Annotated in this window: 13 protein-coding genes; 5 read left to right on the top strand and 8 right to left on the bottom strand. The window is 59.4% G+C overall.

All coding sequences use genetic code 11. The annotated features are described in order from the left end of the window. Positions 1–265 precede the first annotated feature (265 nt). Positions 266–2,233: a DUF2339 domain-containing protein gene (locus tag HMPREF3101_RS08820; protein WP_070464497.1), complete on the top strand. Its 1,968-nt coding sequence runs from the start codon at positions 266–268 to the stop codon at positions 2,231–2,233. Here HMPREF3101_RS08820 and uvrA read toward each other — a convergent pair. Continuing rightward, the gene (gene uvrA / locus HMPREF3101_RS08815) at positions 2,198–5,047 is read right to left on the bottom strand and encodes an excinuclease ABC subunit UvrA (RefSeq protein ID WP_070464495.1); all 2,850 of its coding nucleotides are present in this window, start codon (positions 5,045–5,047) and stop codon (positions 2,198–2,200) included. The genes HMPREF3101_RS08820 and uvrA overlap by 36 nt on opposite strands. An 88-nt stretch (positions 5,048–5,135) precedes the next feature. Between uvrA and HMPREF3101_RS08810 the strand changes: the two genes are divergently transcribed. The 3 genes from HMPREF3101_RS08810 (at position 5,136) to HMPREF3101_RS08800 (ending at position 9,095) form a co-directional block, all read left to right on the top strand. Then, positions 5,136–5,726 (top strand): MBL fold metallo-hydrolase, encoded by a 591-nt coding sequence (locus HMPREF3101_RS08810; protein ID WP_070464493.1) that lies wholly within the window; start codon positions 5,136–5,138, stop codon positions 5,724–5,726. Between the two features lie 67 nt (positions 5,727–5,793). Then, a complete protein-coding gene (locus tag HMPREF3101_RS08805) occupies positions 5,794–6,822 on the top strand; it encodes a DoxX family membrane protein (protein WP_070464491.1) in 1,029 nt (342 codons plus the stop codon). A 77-nt stretch (positions 6,823–6,899) separates the two neighbouring features. Then, the gene (locus HMPREF3101_RS08800) at positions 6,900–9,095 is read left to right on the top strand and encodes a HelD family protein (protein ID WP_070464490.1); all 2,196 of its coding nucleotides are present in this window, start codon (positions 6,900–6,902) and stop codon (positions 9,093–9,095) included. Between the two features lie 3 nt (positions 9,096–9,098). On the opposite strand, the gene HMPREF3101_RS08795 is transcribed toward HMPREF3101_RS08800, so the two are convergent. The 6 genes from HMPREF3101_RS08795 to rpsA form a co-directional block, all read right to left on the bottom strand. Further along, positions 9,099–9,545 (bottom strand): universal stress protein, encoded by a 447-nt coding sequence (locus HMPREF3101_RS08795; RefSeq protein ID WP_052206366.1) that lies wholly within the window; start codon positions 9,543–9,545, stop codon positions 9,099–9,101. Between the two features lie 25 nt (positions 9,546–9,570). Further along, positions 9,571–10,029 (bottom strand): universal stress protein, encoded by a 459-nt coding sequence (locus tag HMPREF3101_RS08790; protein WP_070464488.1) that lies wholly within the window; start codon positions 10,027–10,029, stop codon positions 9,571–9,573. A 19-nt stretch (positions 10,030–10,048) separates the two neighbouring features. Continuing rightward, on the bottom strand, positions 10,049–12,139 hold the full coding sequence (uvrB, locus tag HMPREF3101_RS08785; RefSeq protein WP_070464486.1) for an excinuclease ABC subunit UvrB: 2,091 nt from the start codon (positions 12,137–12,139) through the stop codon (positions 10,049–10,051). Between the two features lie 10 nt (positions 12,140–12,149). Next, a complete protein-coding gene (locus HMPREF3101_RS08780) occupies positions 12,150–12,503 on the bottom strand; it encodes a DUF4259 domain-containing protein (protein ID WP_070464484.1) in 354 nt (117 codons plus the stop codon). A 112-nt stretch (positions 12,504–12,615) separates the two neighbouring features. Further along, positions 12,616–13,209 (bottom strand): dephospho-CoA kinase, encoded by a 594-nt coding sequence (coaE, locus tag HMPREF3101_RS08775; RefSeq protein ID WP_070464482.1) that lies wholly within the window; start codon positions 13,207–13,209, stop codon positions 12,616–12,618. Between the two features lie 67 nt (positions 13,210–13,276). Then, positions 13,277–14,746 (bottom strand): 30S ribosomal protein S1, encoded by a 1,470-nt coding sequence (rpsA, locus tag HMPREF3101_RS08770; protein ID WP_070464480.1) that lies wholly within the window; start codon positions 14,744–14,746, stop codon positions 13,277–13,279. A gap of 196 nt (positions 14,747–14,942) precedes the next feature. Between rpsA and HMPREF3101_RS08765 the strand changes: the two genes are divergently transcribed. Continuing rightward, a complete protein-coding gene (locus tag HMPREF3101_RS08765) occupies positions 14,943–15,701 on the top strand; it encodes a class I SAM-dependent DNA methyltransferase (protein ID WP_070464478.1) in 759 nt (252 codons plus the stop codon). Between the two features lie 303 nt (positions 15,702–16,004). Here HMPREF3101_RS08765 and polA read toward each other — a convergent pair whose 3' ends face one another. Beyond that, positions 16,005–18,650, bottom strand: a complete 2,646-nt coding sequence (gene polA / locus HMPREF3101_RS08760) for a DNA polymerase I (protein WP_371327076.1) — start codon at positions 18,648–18,650, stop codon at positions 16,005–16,007. Position 18,651: the final 1 nt, after the last annotated feature.

Raw genomic sequence — 18,651 nt, 5'->3', positions numbered from 1 at the left:
GCCTGCGAACAATGCGCCCTACCGAGACCCGTATCCTTCCGACATAGCCTGTCGGCGGCTTGGGGTGGGAGTAACTCCACTTGCAGCCCAGGCACCTGGAGGAGGCGCTTTGGGCGGTAGTGCCATAGACACTAACACTTGCTTCCCCCATAACCAAATCTTCACACGCACGCATGGTCACAATCGGATAAATTTGCGGGTCGAGGAAACCGTTTGGGCGCAAAACCAGTCTAAGAATATAGACAGTGTTTTAGGAGGCCCTATTATGTCGCACCCCCAAGATCGGATCATTGCTGACGTCCGGCGTCAGCTAGATGAGCTTCGCCAGAGCACCGCACATTCGCAGATGCTTATCGACGCCATCACGTCGAACCTCAATCACCTCTCCCCGACCCTCACTGGCGCAACACAGCCAGCACCGCCGCAACCAGCATCGCCGCAGCCAATGCCGGTGCCGCAGCCAATGCTGCAGCAAGAGCTGCCGCCGCAGAGGCGGCCCTTGCTGCAGCGGGTTTCAGCGTCCGTGCACGAACGGCCGCAGCTTTCCACTGAACAGCGGATTATGCGCTGGGCGGCGATCATCGGCTCTGTTATCACCTTTGTCGGCGCCTGCTTGGGCATCGCGTTGGCTATTCAAACTGGGCTTCTGGGTCCAGTCGGCCGTGCGGTGGGTGCTGCGCTTCTTGCCGTTGTCCTGCTCGCTATTGGCATCTGGATCGATGTGAGAAAAGGCTTCAACGCTGGCGTAATGGCTCTTTACGTGACGTCCTTTTTGATTCTTGCCCTGGATATTTTCTATGCCGGCATGGTTCAAAGCTGGGTATTGCCGGATGCTGCTGTCATCGGGTTCATCCTCTTGTGGGTGGGCTATCTCGCCCTGGCTAAGTGGCGTAACAACCTGGGCCTGGTGGTTGCCATGTGCATCATCCTTGCTTTCTACACAGGCGCGTTGGTTACCAGGCACACCTTCGCCAATTCCTTGGTCTTAGTGCCTCCTATTTTGACGATTCTGTTGACGTGGTGGATGTACAAGGAGGCGCCGCCACGCATGCTCACCACAGTGCGAACTGTGGCTGGTTTAGTGCTTGCGTGGCAGACGTGGCTTGTCGTAGTGCTTGAGCGCTTCATCACTGAGTCATACGCAGAGCCCAAAATGATCAACGTTGCGGTTGTCATCCCACTTGTCGGCGTCGTGCTCCTAGTCGTGAGCGAGCTGTTCGTTAGGGCGTATCCAACAACTGCGCGCATGACCGTTGCCGCGGGCGTTGTGGCGCCTGCGCTGGTGTTATTGCTGTCGCACATGATGCTTGAAGACGTCGCCCGCTGGATCCTTGTTTTCGTTGCCGTTGCTGTCACGGGTCTAGTCATCCTCGCCGGTCTCAGGCAGCAGTCAGGCCAACCAGCCAACTCGTGGTTGCTTAGCGGCTGGCTCATGGTTTTGCCGTACACCTTCCTGCCGCTCTTTTTCATCTCGCATGACCTGTATAGCCAAGGACCTTGGACGACGTGGACTCCCCTAGTCGCCCTTTTTGTACTAGCCAGTGTCGTGGTGTTGCTTACCACCAGGATGCCTGTGCACACAGTCCCAGTGCTCGCTGCGTGGGCAGTCATGGTGTTTGCTGGGGCGTGGGGCTTGTTGGTTGCAGCACTCAGCCCACTGTTCCCACCGCTACCGGCGCAGCAGTGTTTGGCGTTGGGTGTCGCACTGGCGGTCCTGCTCGTCGTTTGCATTTCCCTACCAGGGCTTCGACAGAGCCTTTCGGCCACAGCGCGCAAAGCATTCGCCGCTTACGCGCTGCTCTTGGAGTTGGTTGCCGTGGTGACCATCACCCAGACGATTGGAGAGCTCATCTCTCCAAGCACCTACAACTCAGTCACGCAAAACTATGAAGGAAACCAGGGAGCGTTCTATATCGGCCACATGATTGTGTCCATCTCTTGGATGGCGCTTGCGGCGTGGCTACTGGTCAAACGCGCCAGCAACCGCGCTAGCTTCACCGACTCGAAGAGCGCGCGCACCGCTGGCCTGATCATTGCGATTGTGGCAACGGCGAAACTCGTCCTCTTCGATATGGCGGCGCTCGACGGCATTCCGCGCGTGCTCACGTTTATCGTGTGTGGCCTCCTGCTTATCGCCGTCGCGGCGAAGGGTGCGCAGCGCAAGCAAGAGCCCGGCGAGTTCCAGCCGCGGGCACAGCTACAGCAGCGGCCGGAGGAATTCTCCGGTAAATGACCCCTCTACCTTGACTACGTCCTCCGGCGTGCCCTGTGCAACCACGGTGCCGCCACCGGAGCCGCCTTCAGGGCCCATGTCCACAATCCAGTCCGCAGACTTGATTACGTCAAGGTTGTGCTCGATCACCAGTACGGTGTTGCCCTTGTCCACTAGTCCGTTGAGCACCAGCATGAGTTTGCGGATGTCTTCGAAGTGGAGGCCGGTGGTCGGCTCGTCGAGAATGTAGATCGTGCGGCCGTTGGAGCGCTTCTGCAGCTCAGCGGCAAGCTTCACGCGCTGGGCCTCGCCGCCGGAAAGCGTGGTGGCGCTTTGGCCGAGACGGACGTAGCCCAAGCCGACGTCTACAAGCGTCTGCAAATAGAGGTGAATGGACGTGATCGGCTCGAAAAACTCGGTGGCCTCCGAGATCGGCATGTCCAACACTTCGGCAATGTTCTTGCCTTTGTATCGCACTTCCAGGGTTTCGCGGTTGTAGCGTGCGCCGCCGCAGACCTCGCAAGGCACGTAGACGTCCGGCAGGAAGTTCATTTCGATCTTGATAGTGCCGTCACCACGACATGCCTCGCAGCGCCCACCCTTGACGTTGAAGGAGAAGCGCCCTGGCTTGTAGCCGCGCACCTTGGACTCCTGCGTTTCCGCGAACAGGGTGCGGATCTTGTCAAACACGCCCGTGTACGTTGCCGGGTTTGAGCGCGGTGTGCGGCCAATCGGGCTTTGATCCACTTGCACAAGCTTGTCTAGGTGCTCAAGGCCCTCGACCTTCTTCACTCGCCCAGGCACCTGGCGTGCGCCGTTGAGCTTGTTCTGCAGCGTCTTCGCCAAAATCTGGTTGACCAGGGTCGACTTACCGGAACCCGACACGCCGGTTACCGCCACCAACACGCCCAGCGGAAGATCCACAGTCACGTTGTCCAGGTTGTTCTCGCGCGCACCGACGACCTTGAGCATTCTTTGCTTGTCAACGGCACGCCGCGTATCCGGCACCTCGATCTTCTTGCGCCCGCTCAGGTAGTCACCCGTAATCGAGTCTTTCGCCTTCTTAATACCTTCCGGCGCACCTTGGTAGACCACCTTGCCGCCGTACTCGCCGGCTCGCGGGCCGATGTCAATGAGCCAGTCCGCCTCGCGGATCGTGTCCTCATCGTGCTCAACCACAACGAGCGTGTTGCCCAAATCGCGCAGTTTCTTCAGTGTCTTAATCAGGCGCTGGTTGTCGCGCTGGTGAAGTCCGATGGAGGGCTCATCAAGCACGTAGAGCACACCCGCCAAGCCAGAGCCGATCTGGGTTGCAAGGCGAATGCGCTGCGCCTCACCACCGGAGAGCGTTCCTGCGGAGCGGGACAGGGTGAGGTAGTTCAGGCCGACGTCGATAAGAAAGTGCAAACGCGCCTGGATCTCGCGCAGCACGGCACCCGCAATCATCTCCTCGCGGTATCCGAGGACGAGGTTATCTAGGTACTGCGAGGCGTCTTCAATCGACAGCTCAGTCAGGCCCGCAATGGACTTCTCACCGTGCGTGGTGGAGGCAAGACGCACAGCGAGGATCTCCGGCTTCAAGCGGGCGCCCTCACAGGTTGGGCACGGCACCTCGCGGGTGTAAGCCAGCAGACGTTCCTTTTGTGTATCCGTCTCAGCCTGCTCCATCTTGCGCTCGATGTAGCCCACCACACCCTCATAGGCAGCAGTGTAGGAACGCTGACGGCCGTAGCGGTTCTTGTAACGGACGTTCACCTTGGTTGGTGAGCCATGCACGAGATGTTTCTGCTGCGTCTTGGTCAACGAGCTCAGCGGAGCGTGCGCGTCAAAGCCCTCCTCTTTCGCCAAGGCCTCAATCAGCTTGGTGAAGTAACCCTTGTTTGGGCTGGAGTTCCAAATCTGGAACGCATCCACCGCCGACGCATCCGGATCCGGAATCACCAGGTCAATGTCAACTTCCTTGCGCATGCCAAGCCCGTCGCACACCGGGCAGGCACCAAACGGTGAGTTGAAGGAGAACGCGCGCGGCTCATACTCCTCCACGTGCAGCTTGTGGCCGTTCGGGCAGGCCATCTTCTCCGAAAAGATCTGCACACGCTCCGGATCGTCCGCATCCAGGTCAACAAAGTCGAAGCCCACTAGGCCCTCTGCCAGCTTCAGGGCCGTTTCCACGGAGTCGGTCAGGCGCTGCTTCTGACTGGCTTTGACGGTGAGGCGGTCCACTACCACGTCGATAGTGTGTTTGATCTGCTTCTCTAGCTTCGGGGGATCGGAGAGCTGGTAGGTCTCACCGTCCACATTCACACGTGAGTAACCCTGCGCAGCGAGGTCCGCGAAGAGGTCCTGAAACTCACCTTTGCGTTTGCGCACCACGGGAGCGAGCACTTGGAATTTGGTGCGCTCCTCCATATCTAGGATCTGGTCCACGATCTGCTGCGGTGTCTGCCGCTCAATTACCGCGTCACACACCGGGCAGTGTGGGGTGCCGGCACGTGCGTAGAGCAGACGCAGATAGTCATAAATCTCGGTGATCGTGCCCACGGTCGAGCGCGGGTTGCGGTTGGTGGACTTCTGGTCAATAGACACGGCCGGGCTCAGCCCGTCGATGTAATCCACATCCGGCTTATCCATCTGACCGAGGAACATGCGCGCGTATGAGGACAGTGATTCCACGTAGCGCCGTTGACCTTCCGCGAAGATCGTGTCAAACGCCAGCGAGGACTTACCCGAGCCGGACAGCCCAGTAAAGACCGTCATTTTGTCTCTGGGCAGCTCGATGTCGATGCCTTTGAGGTTGTGTTGGCGCGCGCCGCGCACAGTTAGCTTTTCAGCCACGTATGTCCTTTATCTTTCAGAGTTGTTCCCCACGAATCTACCAACTTCCCCAAAGTACGAGTTATTCCAAGCAGCTACGCTGGCCACTATGCAACTGCATCAGATTTCAGTGTCCAGCATGGATAACAATTGCTACCTTTTGGCTTCCAAGGGGCAGGGTTTGCTTATCGACGCCGCCGATAACCCCCAGGCCCTCCTCACTATGGCCCAGGACGCCGGGGTTCGTATTACGGATGTGCTGACCACGCACCGTCATCACGATCACGTGCGGGCTTTGGAGGCAATCCTGGCAGAAACGGGGGCGACGCATTGGGCCTCGCATCTAGACGCCCCGGCTCTGCCCGCTCCCGTGGATAAAGAGTTGGATGACGGTGACTACATCGAGTTCGCCGACCACCGGATCCCCGTCGCCATCCTGCGTGGTCATACGCCAGGCGGGGTAGCAATCGCTGTGGAGATTGACGGTGCGATGCACCTGTTCGTTGGGGACTCCGTGTTCCCGGGTGGCTTGGGCAAGACCGCCTCCGAGGGCGATTTTGTCCGCTTGTTCAACGATGTCAAAACAAAAATCTTCGATCAGTTTGGGGATGACGCGATCATCCATCCGGGTCACGGCGCCTCCACCACCGTCGGCGCTGAGCGCGGCAGCTTAGATGAATGGTGGCAGCGCCGCTGGTAGCTGTCTACAGTGGTAAGCACACCTCTAATTTTTGATCCAAATTTGAATGAAAAGGAATGATGAGAAGATGATCCGCAAGATCGCGCGCCCTATGCTCGCGTCGGTGTTCATCATCGACGGAGCTAAGACCGTGATGAACCCGTCCAGCAACAAAGAAAGCGCCGCAAGTGTGCTTGAGCAGGTGCGCGCCGCAGTGCCGCGTCAGTACCGCTCCTTCCTTCCGCAGGATCCGGAGACCGCGGCACAGATTGTTGGCGGAGTGAAGGCTGGCGCTGGTTCCTTGTTTGCCATTGGCAAGCTGCCGCGCACCGCCGCCGCGCTGCTTACCGCGACATCGGCTGCTTCCCTGGTGGGCCGCAACGCATTTTGGAACACCGATGACGAGGACGAGAAGCTGCGTCGTCGCGCAGGTGCCCTCACTGATCTGGCACTGACCGGCGGCGTGCTGCTGGCATCGGTGGACACCGCTGGCAAGCCGGACATCAAGTGGCGTGCACAAAACGCTGCTCGCGTGGCTAAGAAGAACGTCCAGCAGGCGCTGCCCACCCAGTCCGAGACTGAGAAGGCGCTGCACAAGGCAAGCAGCTGGTTCTCTGACGCTACTGACCAGGTTGGCGGCTACATCGATGACAACAAGGACGACTGGGCCAAGGCCGCAAACCGCGCAGGCGCCGCTGCTCAGGATTTCTTTGGTGATGCTCGCAAGCAGACCTCCCACATCCTGTCCAACGCCAGCGACTGGTTGGAGGACGCGACCGATGAGCTGCAGGACAGCTACAACGACCTGAAGCCGAGCAAGCTGGAACAGTTCAAGGCAAAGCGCAAGGTCAACTCCGTTGTGAACGATCTGCAGGCTTCTCTAGATGATCTGGGCCCGTCGGCCCTGGACAAGTTCAAAGCGAAGCGCAAGGTAAAGAAGTCCGCTGCCAAGCTGCAGGACAAGGCGCAGGATGCGGTAGACAGCCTGCAGGACGCATGGGACAACCTGGATGTTGCTCCGTCCTGGCGCCAGAAGCGCAAGTGGAAGAAGCGTGCCAACAAGGCTGAGAAGCAGGCGAAGAAGGTTGTGAAGAAGGCTCAGAAGAAGCTGGGCTAGCCCCTGCTGCCCCTGGCTGACACAACGAACGGCTCTGGGTCCGGAATATTTCGGGCACCAGAGCCGTTTTGCTGTGTATGAGCCCAGAGAAGATTGTTGAGGAACAACACCACGCCGACGTCCTCTTTTCCCATCTGGGTGCGGAGGTAGATGCCGCGCGCGCAAAGCTCGCCGCGGTGCAGACGGACGTTGACCCGGACAACCCGGACTCAGATGCGCTGGTGCGACGGGAAACCGAGTACCACGCGTTAAACGCCAAGCTGGACCAGCTAGGCGTAGCCGAGGTTGGCTTGGTGTTTGGCCGCGTAGATGTTGAGGATGCGGACCCGGATAATCCGGTACCGGGCGTAGATGGCGTTGATCGTAGGTACGTCGGGCGTCTTGGCCTGGTAGACCGTGAGGATAACTACCGCACGCTGCTGCTGGATTGGCGCGCCCCGCAGGCGCGTCCGTTCTACCTTGCAACTACTGCGCACCCTGAGGGTGTGCGAATGCGCCGCAATATCCGCATGCGCGGGCGCACAGTCACGGCTGTTGATGATGAGGTGCTGTCTGGTGAGGACGTTGCGCTTGAGACCCAGGCGGCCAACGTCGGGTCCGAGGCCGCGTTGCGTCGCGCGATGGACGCCGCACGTACCGGACATATGCAGTCCATCGTGGAGACCATCCAGCGCGAGCAAGACGACATTATCCGCGACCCAACGCGCGGTGTGATGGTTGTCCAAGGTGGTCCAGGTACCGGCAAAACCGCCGTTGCGCTGCACCGCGTGGCATTTTTGCTTTATACCTGGCGCGAGCAACTCAGCCGCACAGGTGTGCTCATCATTGGCCCGAACGGCACGTTTTTGGACTACATCTCCCGCGTGCTTCCGGAGTTGGGGGAAACGGGCGTGGTCTTAAGCACCCTGGAAAACTTGGTCCCGGGGTTCGCGCCGGGTACTGCGACGGAATCTTATAGCGCCCGTGAGGTGAAGGGTTCCGAGGAAATGGTGAGCATCCTGCGCCGGGCGGTGCAGGCCTACCAAATCGTGCCCGCTGAACCGGTGGAGCTGAATATCGACGGCGTGCGTATCCACGCCACCCCTGCCATGATCAAGGCCGCGCGCACCCGTGCGCGGCGCAGCCGCAAACCCCACAACGCGGCCCGTGCCGTCTACCAGGAGGATCTCACGCAGCGGTTAGCGCAGGCATTAGCCAAGCGGATTGGTGAGGACCCGCTGGGCGGCGCGAACCTGCTTTCCGCTGCCGATGTGGACCAGCTACATGATGATCTGGCGGAGCACCCGCAGGTGCTTGCGTTGATCCAGGACACTTTCCCTCTTCTGAGCCCGACCCAGGTATTGGGCGAGCTGCTCACCAGCCATGAGCGCATTGCCAAGGTGGCGTTTGATTATGACGACTACACGCGTGAGGCGCTTTACCGTCCAGCTAGCAGCCCGTTTACGCCCTCCGATAGGGCGTTGATAGATGAGTTGTCCGTAGTCGTTGGCACTGTCGACCCGGAAGAAGAGCGCCGCGCTGAGGAGGAAGCGTGGCGCAGGCAGGTGGCCGAAGCGGAAGACGCGTTGGACGTGCTTGCCTCCTCCGAGTCGACGGATAATGACGATGACCAGTTCGAAGCCGAAATCCTGTCTGCCACCGACGTCATTGACGCCGAAACGCTAGCCAGCCGCCAGCGCGCCACGGATACGCGTTCCACCGCGGAGCGTGCTGCGGCGGACCAGGCCTGGGCGTACGGACATGTGATTGTGGACGAAGCCCAGGAGCTCTCCCCCATGGAATGGCGCATGGTGTTTCGCCGCTGTCCAAGTCGCTGGATGACGCTGGTTGGCGACACGGCACAAACGTCCGCGCCGGCGGGCGTTGATGATTGGGCGAGCGCTCTTGCACCGTTTGTAAACACCCGTTTCAGGCTGCATGAGCTGACGGTGAATTACCGCACCCCCGCGGAAATCATCGCTTACGCAGACGCTGTGCTTGAGCAAGGAGGCGGCACGCCACGTGAGCAGACCAGCATCCGCCAGGGCGAGCCGGTGCGCTTCATGCCTGCCGGCACCAACCCAGAAACAGTTGCCGCAGGCTTTGCTGATGATGAGGGCCGTTCCGTGGCCGTGATCGACAGCGGCAACGTCGCTTTCATGAAAGGCCTGGAGTTTGACCACGTGATTGTGGCGGAGCCGCAGAAAATAGTTGAGGCCTCGCCACAAGGGTGGCAAGACCTCTACGTTGCAGTTACCAGGGCGACGCAGACCCTGACGGTTATCGGGGATTGAAAACTACTCGGTGACGGTGTGGACGATCATCACGTCGCAGTCGGACTGACGTGCAACGTCCGCCGGAACCGATCCGAGCAGGCGACCGGTCAGCGAGTTGATGCCGCGGTTGCCCACAACTAGCAGCTCTGCCTTGTTGTCGTTCACAATCGCCATCAGCGCCTCAACCGGAGTGCCTGGGCGCGTTGCGGTCTGCACATCCTTCGCACCGACCGAGCGTGCGTGCTCAGCTGCAGCTTCGAGGTTTTTCAGCGCCTGATCGTCCCCAAGAATGGTGACGGAATCCTGACGCAGTGCCTTCGAGGCGTCAGCCTCGGACTGGTAGTACGCGGTACCAATAACCAGCGTTGCATCAAACGCCACCGCCATCTTGGCTGCACGCTCAACAGCAAGGAGGGAGGACTTCGAGCCGTCCGAACCGACGACAATGGTGTTGTAGTAGTTGGCCATGCGCATAAGTGTAACGCGTTTGTCCCTAGCTGCGTAGCTCAGGCTGAGTATCCACCAGCATCACGTCCACAGGAGCTTTCTTAACGACGCTACCAGGAACGTTTCCAAACACCCTCCCTGCAAGCGAACGCATCCCCTTGTTACCAACAACCAGGAGTTCGACATCAAATTCCCTGACGGATTCGATCAAAACTGCTGCCGGCTGGCCGCCACGGGAAACCGTGCGGATGTCCTTAGCCTGCTCTGCCTCAGCAATCTCACGCGCGCGCTGCAAAATCTCTTGGGCGCCGGTTTCTGTCACAATGTCCGCACCAGTTAACTCACGGTTCGTGGAGTCAAGCACTGATCCCGACGCCGAGTAGTGCGCACAAATAATAGTCAGACTCGCGTCATACACCCGCGCGAGGCTTGCCGCGGCGCGCACTGCCGCCATGGACGAGGTGGATCCATCGGTGCCGACAGCAATTGAAGAGTACGAAAACATTGTGGGCCTTCCTGAAACGTTAATTTCCTGACTCTTTCATACCACGCAGTTCCTTTCGCAGATCCGCGATCTCATCGCGCAGACGTCCTGCAAGTTCGAACTTCAGCTCGCGGGCGGCTTCTCCCATCTGGTTCGTCAGATCGTCGATAAGCTTCTGAAGCTCATCAGAAGCCATAGTCGACACATCGGGCCGGTCCACAATGGCGGCTTCCCCACCGCGAGCTTCCGTGTCAGTGTTCTCGTAGACCTGGTCGAGGATGTCTGCAATCGCCTTGCGCAGCGGCTGCGGGTCAATGCCATGTTCCTTGTTGTAGGCGATCTGCTTTTCGCGGCGACGCTCCGTCTCCTCAATCGCCGCCTGCATGGAGTCGGTGATGTTGTCGGCGTACATTATGACCTCGCCAGAGACGTTACGCGCGGCACGGCCGATGGTCTGGATCAGCGACTTGGTGGAGCGCAGGAAGCCCTCCTTGTCCGCATCGAGAATTGCCACAAGTGACACTTCCGGCAGGTCAAGGCCCTCGCGCAGGAGGTTGATACCCACGAGCACGTCGAACTCCCCCAGACGCAGCTGGCGCAGCAGCTCCACGCGCTGCAAGGTGTCAATGTCCGAGTGGAGGTAGCGCACCTTGATGCCGTTGTCCAAGAAATAGTCCGTCAGATCCTCGGCCATACGCTTCGTCAGCGTGGTCACCAACACGCGCTCATTTTTCTCCACGCGCAGGCGGATCTCATGGATCAGATCATCGATCTGGCCCTTGGTGGGACGCACGCTCACCTTCGGATCCACCAGGCCGGTTGGGCGAATGACCTGCTCAACAAACTCGCCGCCGGAAGCCTCAAGCTCATAATCTCCAGGCGTTGCGGACATGTAGACGGTCTGCCCCACGCGGGCTTCGAACTCGTCGAACGTCAGGGGGCGGTTATCCACTGCCGACGGCAAGCGGAACCCGAACTCCACCAAGTTGCGCTTGCGCGACATGTCTCCCTCGAACATGCCGCCGATCTGGGGCACGGTCACGTGCGACTCATCAATGATGGTCAGGAAGTCTTCCGGGAAGTAATCAATCAGCGTCGCCGGCGCAGAGCCCGCCGGCCGGCCATCCATGTGGCGTGAATAGTTCTCAATGCCGGAGCAGAACCCCACCTGCTGGATCATCTCCAAGTCATACTCCGTACGCATGCGAAGCCGCTGAGCTTCGAGCAACTTTCCCTTGTTCTCCAGGTCTTCAAGCCGGTCGGCCAGCTCCTCCTTGATCGCCTCGATGGCTTTCTCCATGCGCTCGTCCGTTGCCACGTAGTGCGTGGCCGGGAAGATGCGCACCTCTTCTTCCTGGCTGATCACATCACCTGTGAGTGGGTGGATGTAGTAGAGCGTGTCAACCTCATCGCCGAAAAACTCCACGCGCACGGCGACCTCTTCATAGGCGGGAATAATGTCTACTGTGTCGCCCTTCACACGGAAAGTGCCACGCTTAAAGTCCACGTCATTTCGCTCATACTGCACGTCTACCAGCAGGCGCAGGAAGCGGTCCCGCTCCACCTCCTCCCCCACTTGCAGCACAATCGAACGATCCAGGTAGGACTGCGGCGTACCGAGACCGTAGATGCAGGAGACAGAGGCAACCACCACAACATCACGACGACTCAGCAGCGCCGAGGTCGCCGAGTGACGCAGACGCTCCACATCATCATTAATCGAAGAGTCTTTCTCAATGTAGGTATCGGTCTGCGCGATGTAGGCCTCTGGCTGGTAATAGTCGTAATACGAAACGAAGTACTCTACAGCGTTATTCGGCAGCAGTTGGCGAAGCTCATTGGCCAGCTGCGCGGCCAACGTCTTGTTCGGTGCCATCACCAACGTTGGCCGCTGCTGCTTCTCAATCAACCACGCGGCTGTCGCGGACTTACCGGTACCCGTGGCACCCATGAGCACCACATCTTCCTCGCCGCGACGCAGGCGTTCGTCCAACTCCTTGATTGCCGAAGGCTGGTCACCGGAGGGTTCAAACTCAGAGATGACCTCGAACGGTTTTTCACGACGCTCAATCTCACCCACCGGGCGAAACTCAGACTGCGCAAGGACCGGATGTTCAGCAGCAAAAGCCATGCAGGCCAGTCTACGACGCAAACCTCCGGGCGGCAGCCAGCCACTCGTCCAGCTCTCCAGTCTCCTGCCACAGTGCGTACAACTCCGAGCCACTGGGCTTGAGCGCTTCCGCTGCATTTCTGCGGATCCAGCGCCGATCATCCGCACTAAAAGGAAAATCCAACACTGTCTCCGGGCATCCGTCAGGTACGTGACCGTTGATAATCGCCGCAAGGGCAATAATCAACTCGGCTTCTTCAGCATTCAACGGGTGTTGGGCGCAATTGAACCGGAACTTGTCCATGCGAAAAGTGCCGTTGGCGAGTGCTGCCACGGCTTCCGCTGCAGAGTCGTTATCAAACGGCCCCGTATCCCAGGTGCCCATGCCCTGTCACACTAAGGCGCAAAGGTTAACAACCCCTATCCCCTTGGTGAACGTCGTGAGGCTAACGTCAGAACTCTTAGGTCACGCACTCTTAGGTCACGCAACCTGCTAGTTAGGAACGAATCCGCGCAAGCAGCTTCTCTATCTGCGGGGCCAGCGCGTCTACCGGGCCGTTATTGTCAATGACAACGTCGGCGGCAGCAAGCCGTGTGGCGTCGTCAATCTGGCGGGCGATGCGAGCACGCGCATCCGCCTCATTAAGCCCCCGAGAGTTGACCAAGCGGCGCACACGCTCATCTACATCCACGTTGACCACCACGGTAAGGTCCATGTCTTTATCCAAGCCGAGGTCTACAAGCAGCGGCATGTCATAGACCGCAGCCTGGGCGCCTGCCGCTTCGTGTTCGGCGAATTGACGCTCAGATTCCGCACGGATCGCTGGGTGCGTAATCGCGTTCAAGCGCTGCGTAGCTTCCTCCGTGGCAAACGCCCGGCGGGCCAGTTCCGCACGGTTGAGTGCACCATCTGGTCCAATGAGATCCGCGCCGAACTCCTGCGCCACCGAGGCGAGTACGGGTGATCCTGGTTCCATGATGGTGCGGGCGATGCCGTCAGCGTCGACAAGCGGAAGCCCTGCTTCCTGCAACAAAAGTGCGACTGTGGATTTGCCGCTGCCGATGCCGCCGGTGAGTCCAATGCGTTTCATAGCATCTGAACATAACAAAACGGCCCGCACCCCGATTGGGGCAGGCGGGCCGTAGTTGTTTTAGCTCTTAGTTGCCAGCGAGCTTCTCGCGCAGAGCAGCGAGCTGCTCGTCGGAAGCCAGGGAACCACCCTCAGACTCGGATGCTGCCGGAGCGTCAGCACCAGAGTCGGAGGAGTAGTTGGACTCAGAGGAGTAGTCGGAGCCACCCTGCTCTGCTGCTTCTGCAGCTGCAGCGCGGTGACGCTCGATCTGAGCGGTGTGAGCCTGGAAGCGACGCTCTGCTTCTGCGTAGCGTGCCTCCCACTCCTGGCGAGCTTCCTCGAAGCCTTCCATCCACTCGTTGGTCTCCGGGTCGAAGCCCTCCGGGAAGATGTAGTTGCCCTGCTCGTCGTAAGAGTCGGCCATGCCGTAGCGCGACGGATCGAACTCTTCTGCATAATCCTCGTCAGCCTGCTTGAGGGACAGGGAGATACGACGACGCTCGAGGTCGATATCGATGACCTTGACCATAACTTCCTGGCCAACGGTGACAACCTGGTCCGGCACCTCCACGTGGCGCTGAGCCAGCTCGGAGATGTGCACCAGGCCCTCGATGCCCTCCTCGACGCGAACGAACGCGCCGAACGGAACGAGCTTGGTGACCTTGCCCGGGACGATCTGGCCCACAGCGTGGGTGCGGGCGAACACGCGCCACGGATCTTCCTGGGTTGCCTTCAGGGACAGGGACACGCGCTCGCGGTCCAGATCAACGTCGAGCACCTCAACGGTGACCTCGTCGCCCACGGTGACAACCTCAGACGGGTGATCGATGTGCTTCCAGGACAGCTCGGATACGTGAACCAGGCCGTCAACACCGCCAAGATCGACGAATGCGCCGAAGTTGACGATGGAGGAAACGACACCCTTGCGCACCTGGCCCTTCTGCAGCTGGTGCAGGAAGTCGGAGCGGACCGCAGACTGGGTCTCCTCCAAGTAAGCGCGGCGGGACAGAACCACGTTGTTGCGGTGCTTGTCCAGTTCGATGATCTTTGCCTCGAGCTCCTGGCCGATGTACGGATCCAGGTCGCGCACGCGGCGCATCTCCACCAGCGATGCCGGCAGGAAGCCGCGCAGGCCGATGTCCAGGATGAGGCCGCCCTTAACAACCTCGATGACCGTACCGGTAACCGGCTGGTCGTTGGCCTGCAGCTCCTCGATGGTGCCCCAAGCACGCTCGTACTGAGCGCGCTTCTTGGACAGCATCAGACGGCCTTCCTTGTCCTCCTTGGTCAGAACAAGTGCGTCGATCTCATCGCCGACCTCGACCACGTCTTCCGGGTCAACGTCGTGCTTGATGGACAGCTCGCGGGTGAGGATGATGCCCTCAGTCTTATAGCCGATGTCGAGGAGGACCTCATCGTGGTCAACCTTAACAACGGTGCCGGTGACGATATCGCCATCGTTGAAATACTTGATGGTCTCGTCTACTGCGGCGAGAAATTCCTCAGGACCACCGATGTCGTTGATGGCTACCTGGGGTGCGTTGGAAGTGCGCATATGTGTATGTGCTCCGAAAAATAGGAGGTCGAAATGTACATGGGCATGTCTTTCAAAATCCGGAAGCACGTGCTTAAGTTGGGTTTTGATCTCACGGCGTTGACGGGCAGGCCCTCCTATTTACGGCACCACTCGCCCCGACGCTGCGACACGCCCGCCCAACAGTACTGCCTTTACCCAGCTAAAGCAAATGATTATGCCTATCCCTTCACACCCTCCTTCACACCCTTCCTCCCAAGCAAACCGACACCACTGGGATAGTGACGCCCAGCGCTATCACGAGGCCCACCCCGAGTACCTCAGCAGCTTTTATTGGTGCCCCGAAATGCTCTCAGAACACGAGGCCCGTTTGCTTGGGAATGTCACCGACGCCACCGTCCTAGAAATCGGCTGCGGCAGCGCCCCATGCGCCAATTGGCTAACACAGCATTCGGATGCTCGCCTAGTCACGGGTTTCGACATTTCCGCTGGGATGCTCTCCCTTAGTAACGGCCCAGCGCCGCTTGTCCAAGCCGACATCCTTACACTTCCCTACCGCAACCAGAGCTTTGACGTAGCCTTCTCCGCGTTTGGTGCGCTGCCATTTGTCGCCGACATCAACAAGGCATTCGAGGAGATTGCGCGAGTTCTCACGCCGGGTGGCCGCTTCGTATTTTCCGTAAACCACCCGATGCGCTGGGTATTTCCAGACGACCCAGACGAATTGACCGCTGAGATCAGCTACTTTGAGCGCGAATACCTCGAATACAACGAAGCTGGCGAACTGACGTATGCGGAATATCACCGCACGTTCGGCGATTGGGTGCGCGCCCTTGGCCGCTCAGGTTTCTGGCTTGCCGATGTGGTTGAGCCCGAGTGGCCAGCAGACCTGGACCGCACGTGGGGCCAATGGTCCCCCAAGCGCGGCGCTATCTTCCCAGGCACCGCCATCTTCGTAGCATTTTCGACTAGCTAACTACCCCCCATATTCACACCCGCATGAATTTAATAGACACCCGACCCTAAGCTTCTGTTAAGTTCATTCACGGCTGACCCTCCACAAAGGGAAAGCACCTTCTAGGGGGAGGAGAAGAATAACTTAATACCAACTCAACATATAACGGGCGGGGTCGCGGCAACTGGGGAAGCCGTGTCTGGAGCGGGTGGCTGGACACCAAGGAACCAAATTCCAGCCACCCGCTCCCATTGCAAAGACAAGCTTTGCAATGAAAGTACAAGTAAAGGCAAGCTTTGCAATGAACGTGCGCGTAAAGGCACGCTAATGCGCTGCTTCATCCCAATTCTTGCCCGTGCCTGCGGAAACCTCCAGCGGCACAAGTAGCTCGATTGCGTCGTCCATCTCACGCTCCACAATCTCGCGTACGTCCTGTAGTTCTCCAGGCGCTACCTCCACAACCAATTCGTCATGGACCTGAAGCAGAACGCGGGATTGCTTAGTGGCAAGCGCAGCGTCCACACGCAGCATAGCCACCTTAATAATGTCAGCAGCCGTGCCCTGGATAGGCGCGTTCAGCGCAGCACGCTCGGCATTTTCACGCGCGACGCGATTGTCGGAGTTCAGCTCAGGCAGGTATCGGCGACGGCCGAAAATGGTGGACGTATAGCCGTCGCGGCGCGCCTGCTCCACCACCTCATCCAGGTAGCGCTTCACGCCACCGAAGCGGACGAAGTAGCTCTCCATAATCTGCTTCGCCTCACCAGCCGGAATGCCCAACTGGTTGGACAGGCCGTAGGCGGACAGCCCGTAGACCAGGCCGTAGCTCATCGCCTTGACTCGGCGGCGCAGCTCGGGCGTGACCTGATCAATCGGCACCTCAAACACGCGCGAGCCCACGAAGTTGTGCAGGTCCTCGCCCGCCTTATATGCCTCAATCAAACCAGCGTCCTGGCTCAGGTGCGCCATCACGCGCATCTCAATCTGGCTGTAGTCCGCAGTCAGCAGGCACTCGTAGTCCTCCCCCACCACAAACGCAGAGCGGATAACGCGGCCTGCGTCCGTGCGTACCGGAATATTCTGCAGGTTCGGCTCGGCGGAGCTCAAACGACCAGTAGAAGTCACCGTCTGGTTGAACGTGGTGTGGATGCGGCCGTCCGACTGCACCGTCTTGATCAGACCCTCAATGGTGGTCTTCATCTTCTGGTACTCGCGATGCGCCAAGAGATGATCCAAGAACGGGTGCGGGTTTTTCTCCGCAAGCGCCTCAATCTCACCAGCCGCCGTGGAGTAGCCGGTCTTGGTCTTCTTCGTCTTCGGCAGCTGCAGCTTTTCAAACAGCACCACGGACAGCTGCTTGGGGCTGGAGAGGTTCAGCGTCGGCTCGTTGACAAGCTGACGCGCCTCCTCTTCCACCTGGGCCACCTTGTGGGTGTAGTCCTTGCGCAGACCCTCCAGCACATCCAAGTCGACAGCGATGCCGGCATGCTCCATCTCTGCCAGCACAGTGACCAGTGGCAGTTCTAGGTCGGTGTAGAGCTCATACGAATCGATCTCCGTCAGCTGTACAGACAATGCGGCGGCAAGCTCCATGATGGCCGCCGCAGCATCCGTAAGCGAGGTATCCCCGAGCAGACTTAGCTGGTCGCCGCCGAGCGTGAGCTGCTTCTTCAGATGACGTTGGTAGACATCCTCCAGTGCATAGGTGCGCTGCCCTGGGCGCAGCAGGTAGGCGGCAATCGCCGTATCGTGCGCGATACCGCGCAGCGTCATGCCGCGGCCCTTGAGCATGTGGAACGCCGCTTTCGCCTCGTGTAGGTACTTCGGGGAATCGGACTCAATCCACGCCTTCAGCGCCGCGTCTTCAGCCGGGGTCAGCTCACTGGTTTCGCGGGTTACGGCGTGGCGATTCTTGTCCACAATGGCCAGCCCACCGCAGTCACCACCAGCCGGAACCGCAGTCCCAGTCAGGTAGAGCGCCAGTCCCTCACCTTCGCGGGCTTTAAGCCAGCCATCAAGAGCATCCTTATCGACGACCACCTCTTCCAACTCCACCACCTGATCAGCAGCATCTGCCGCAGCATCACCCGTGGTTTCCACGACGGCAAGTACGCGTTCGCGCAGGTTTGCGCCGAATTCAAGGTCATCGAATTTCTGGGCGACATCGCCTACGTCGACAGGCTTAAGCTCCAAATTCTCTGGACCGACGGGAAGCTCAACGTCCGTGACCATCTGGGTCAGCTCGCGGTTGAGACGCACTTGGTCAATGCGCTCCCGGAAGTTCCGACCAACAACGCCGCCGATCTGCTCGGCATTCGCGATGAGTCCGTCAAGCGTTTCGTACTGCGTGATCCACTTCAGCGCAGTCTTCTCCCCCACCTTAGGAATGCCCGGCAGATTATCGCTCGGGTCCCCTCGCAAGGCCGCGTAATCCGGGTACTGCGCAGGGGTCAGCCCGTATTTGTTCTCTACCTCGCCTGGGGTAAAGCGCGTCATGGTGGACACGCCGCGGGTGGGATAGAGCAGCGTCGTCGAGTCGTCTACAAGCTGGATGTAGTCACGGTCACCACTGACCAAAACGATCTCGAAGTCTCCCTCGGCTCGGGCCTCAGACACCAGGGTGGCAACAATATCGTCGGCCTCGAAGTTTTCCTTGCTCAAGGTGACAATGCCAAGGGTTTCCAGCACCTCTTCAATAATCGGCACCTGGCCCTTGAACTCTGGGGGCGCGGATTCACGCTGCGCCTTATACTCCGGAAAGCGTTCCGTGCGAAATGTCTTGCGGCCCACGTCAAACGCAACCGCCATATGGCTTGGCTTCTCCTCCGCCACGATGTTGGCCATCATGGATAAGAACCCGTAGACCGCGTTGGTGTGTTGGCCGCCAGTCGTGGAGAAATTCTCCACGGGCAGGGCGTAGAAGGCACGGAAGGCCATCGAGTGGCCGTCGATAAGCAAAAGGCGTCTCACG

Source organism: Corynebacterium sp. HMSC29G08 (assembly GCF_001806875.1).
GTDB lineage: Bacteria > Actinomycetota > Actinomycetes > Mycobacteriales > Mycobacteriaceae > Corynebacterium.
Note: the sequence above shows the minus strand (reverse complement) of the source record. Positions and strands in the feature narration are given on the sequence as shown.

Bases quoted from the DNA above. Each gene is read 5' to 3' on its own strand.
- HMPREF3101_RS08820 (WP_070464497.1), top strand. From the start codon at position 266: ATGTCGCACCCCCAAGATCGGATCATTGCTGACGTCCGGCGTCAGCTA.
- HMPREF3101_RS08810 (WP_070464493.1), top strand. From the start codon at position 5,136: ATGCAACTGCATCAGATTTCAGTGTCCAGCATGGATAACAATTGCTAC.
- HMPREF3101_RS08805 (WP_070464491.1), top strand. From the start codon at position 5,794: ATGATCCGCAAGATCGCGCGCCCTATGCTCGCGTCGGTGTTCATCATC.
- HMPREF3101_RS08800 (WP_070464490.1), top strand. From the start codon at position 6,900: ATGAGCCCAGAGAAGATTGTTGAGGAACAACACCACGCCGACGTCCTC.
- HMPREF3101_RS08795 (WP_052206366.1), bottom strand. From the start codon at position 9,545: ATGGCCAACTACTACAACACCATTGTCGTCGGTTCGGACGGCTCGAAG.
- HMPREF3101_RS08790 (WP_070464488.1), bottom strand. From the start codon at position 10,029: ATGTTTTCGTACTCTTCAATTGCTGTCGGCACCGATGGATCCACCTCG.
- uvrB (WP_070464486.1), bottom strand. From the start codon at position 12,139: ATGGCTTTTGCTGCTGAACATCCGGTCCTTGCGCAGTCTGAGTTTCGC.
- HMPREF3101_RS08780 (WP_070464484.1), bottom strand. From the start codon at position 12,503: ATGGGCACCTGGGATACGGGGCCGTTTGATAACGACTCTGCAGCGGAA.
- coaE (WP_070464482.1), bottom strand. From the start codon at position 13,209: ATGAAACGCATTGGACTCACCGGCGGCATCGGCAGCGGCAAATCCACA.
- rpsA (WP_070464480.1), bottom strand. From the start codon at position 14,746: ATGCGCACTTCCAACGCACCCCAGGTAGCCATCAACGACATCGGTGGT.
- HMPREF3101_RS08765 (WP_070464478.1), top strand. From the start codon at position 14,943: ATGCCTATCCCTTCACACCCTCCTTCACACCCTTCCTCCCAAGCAAAC.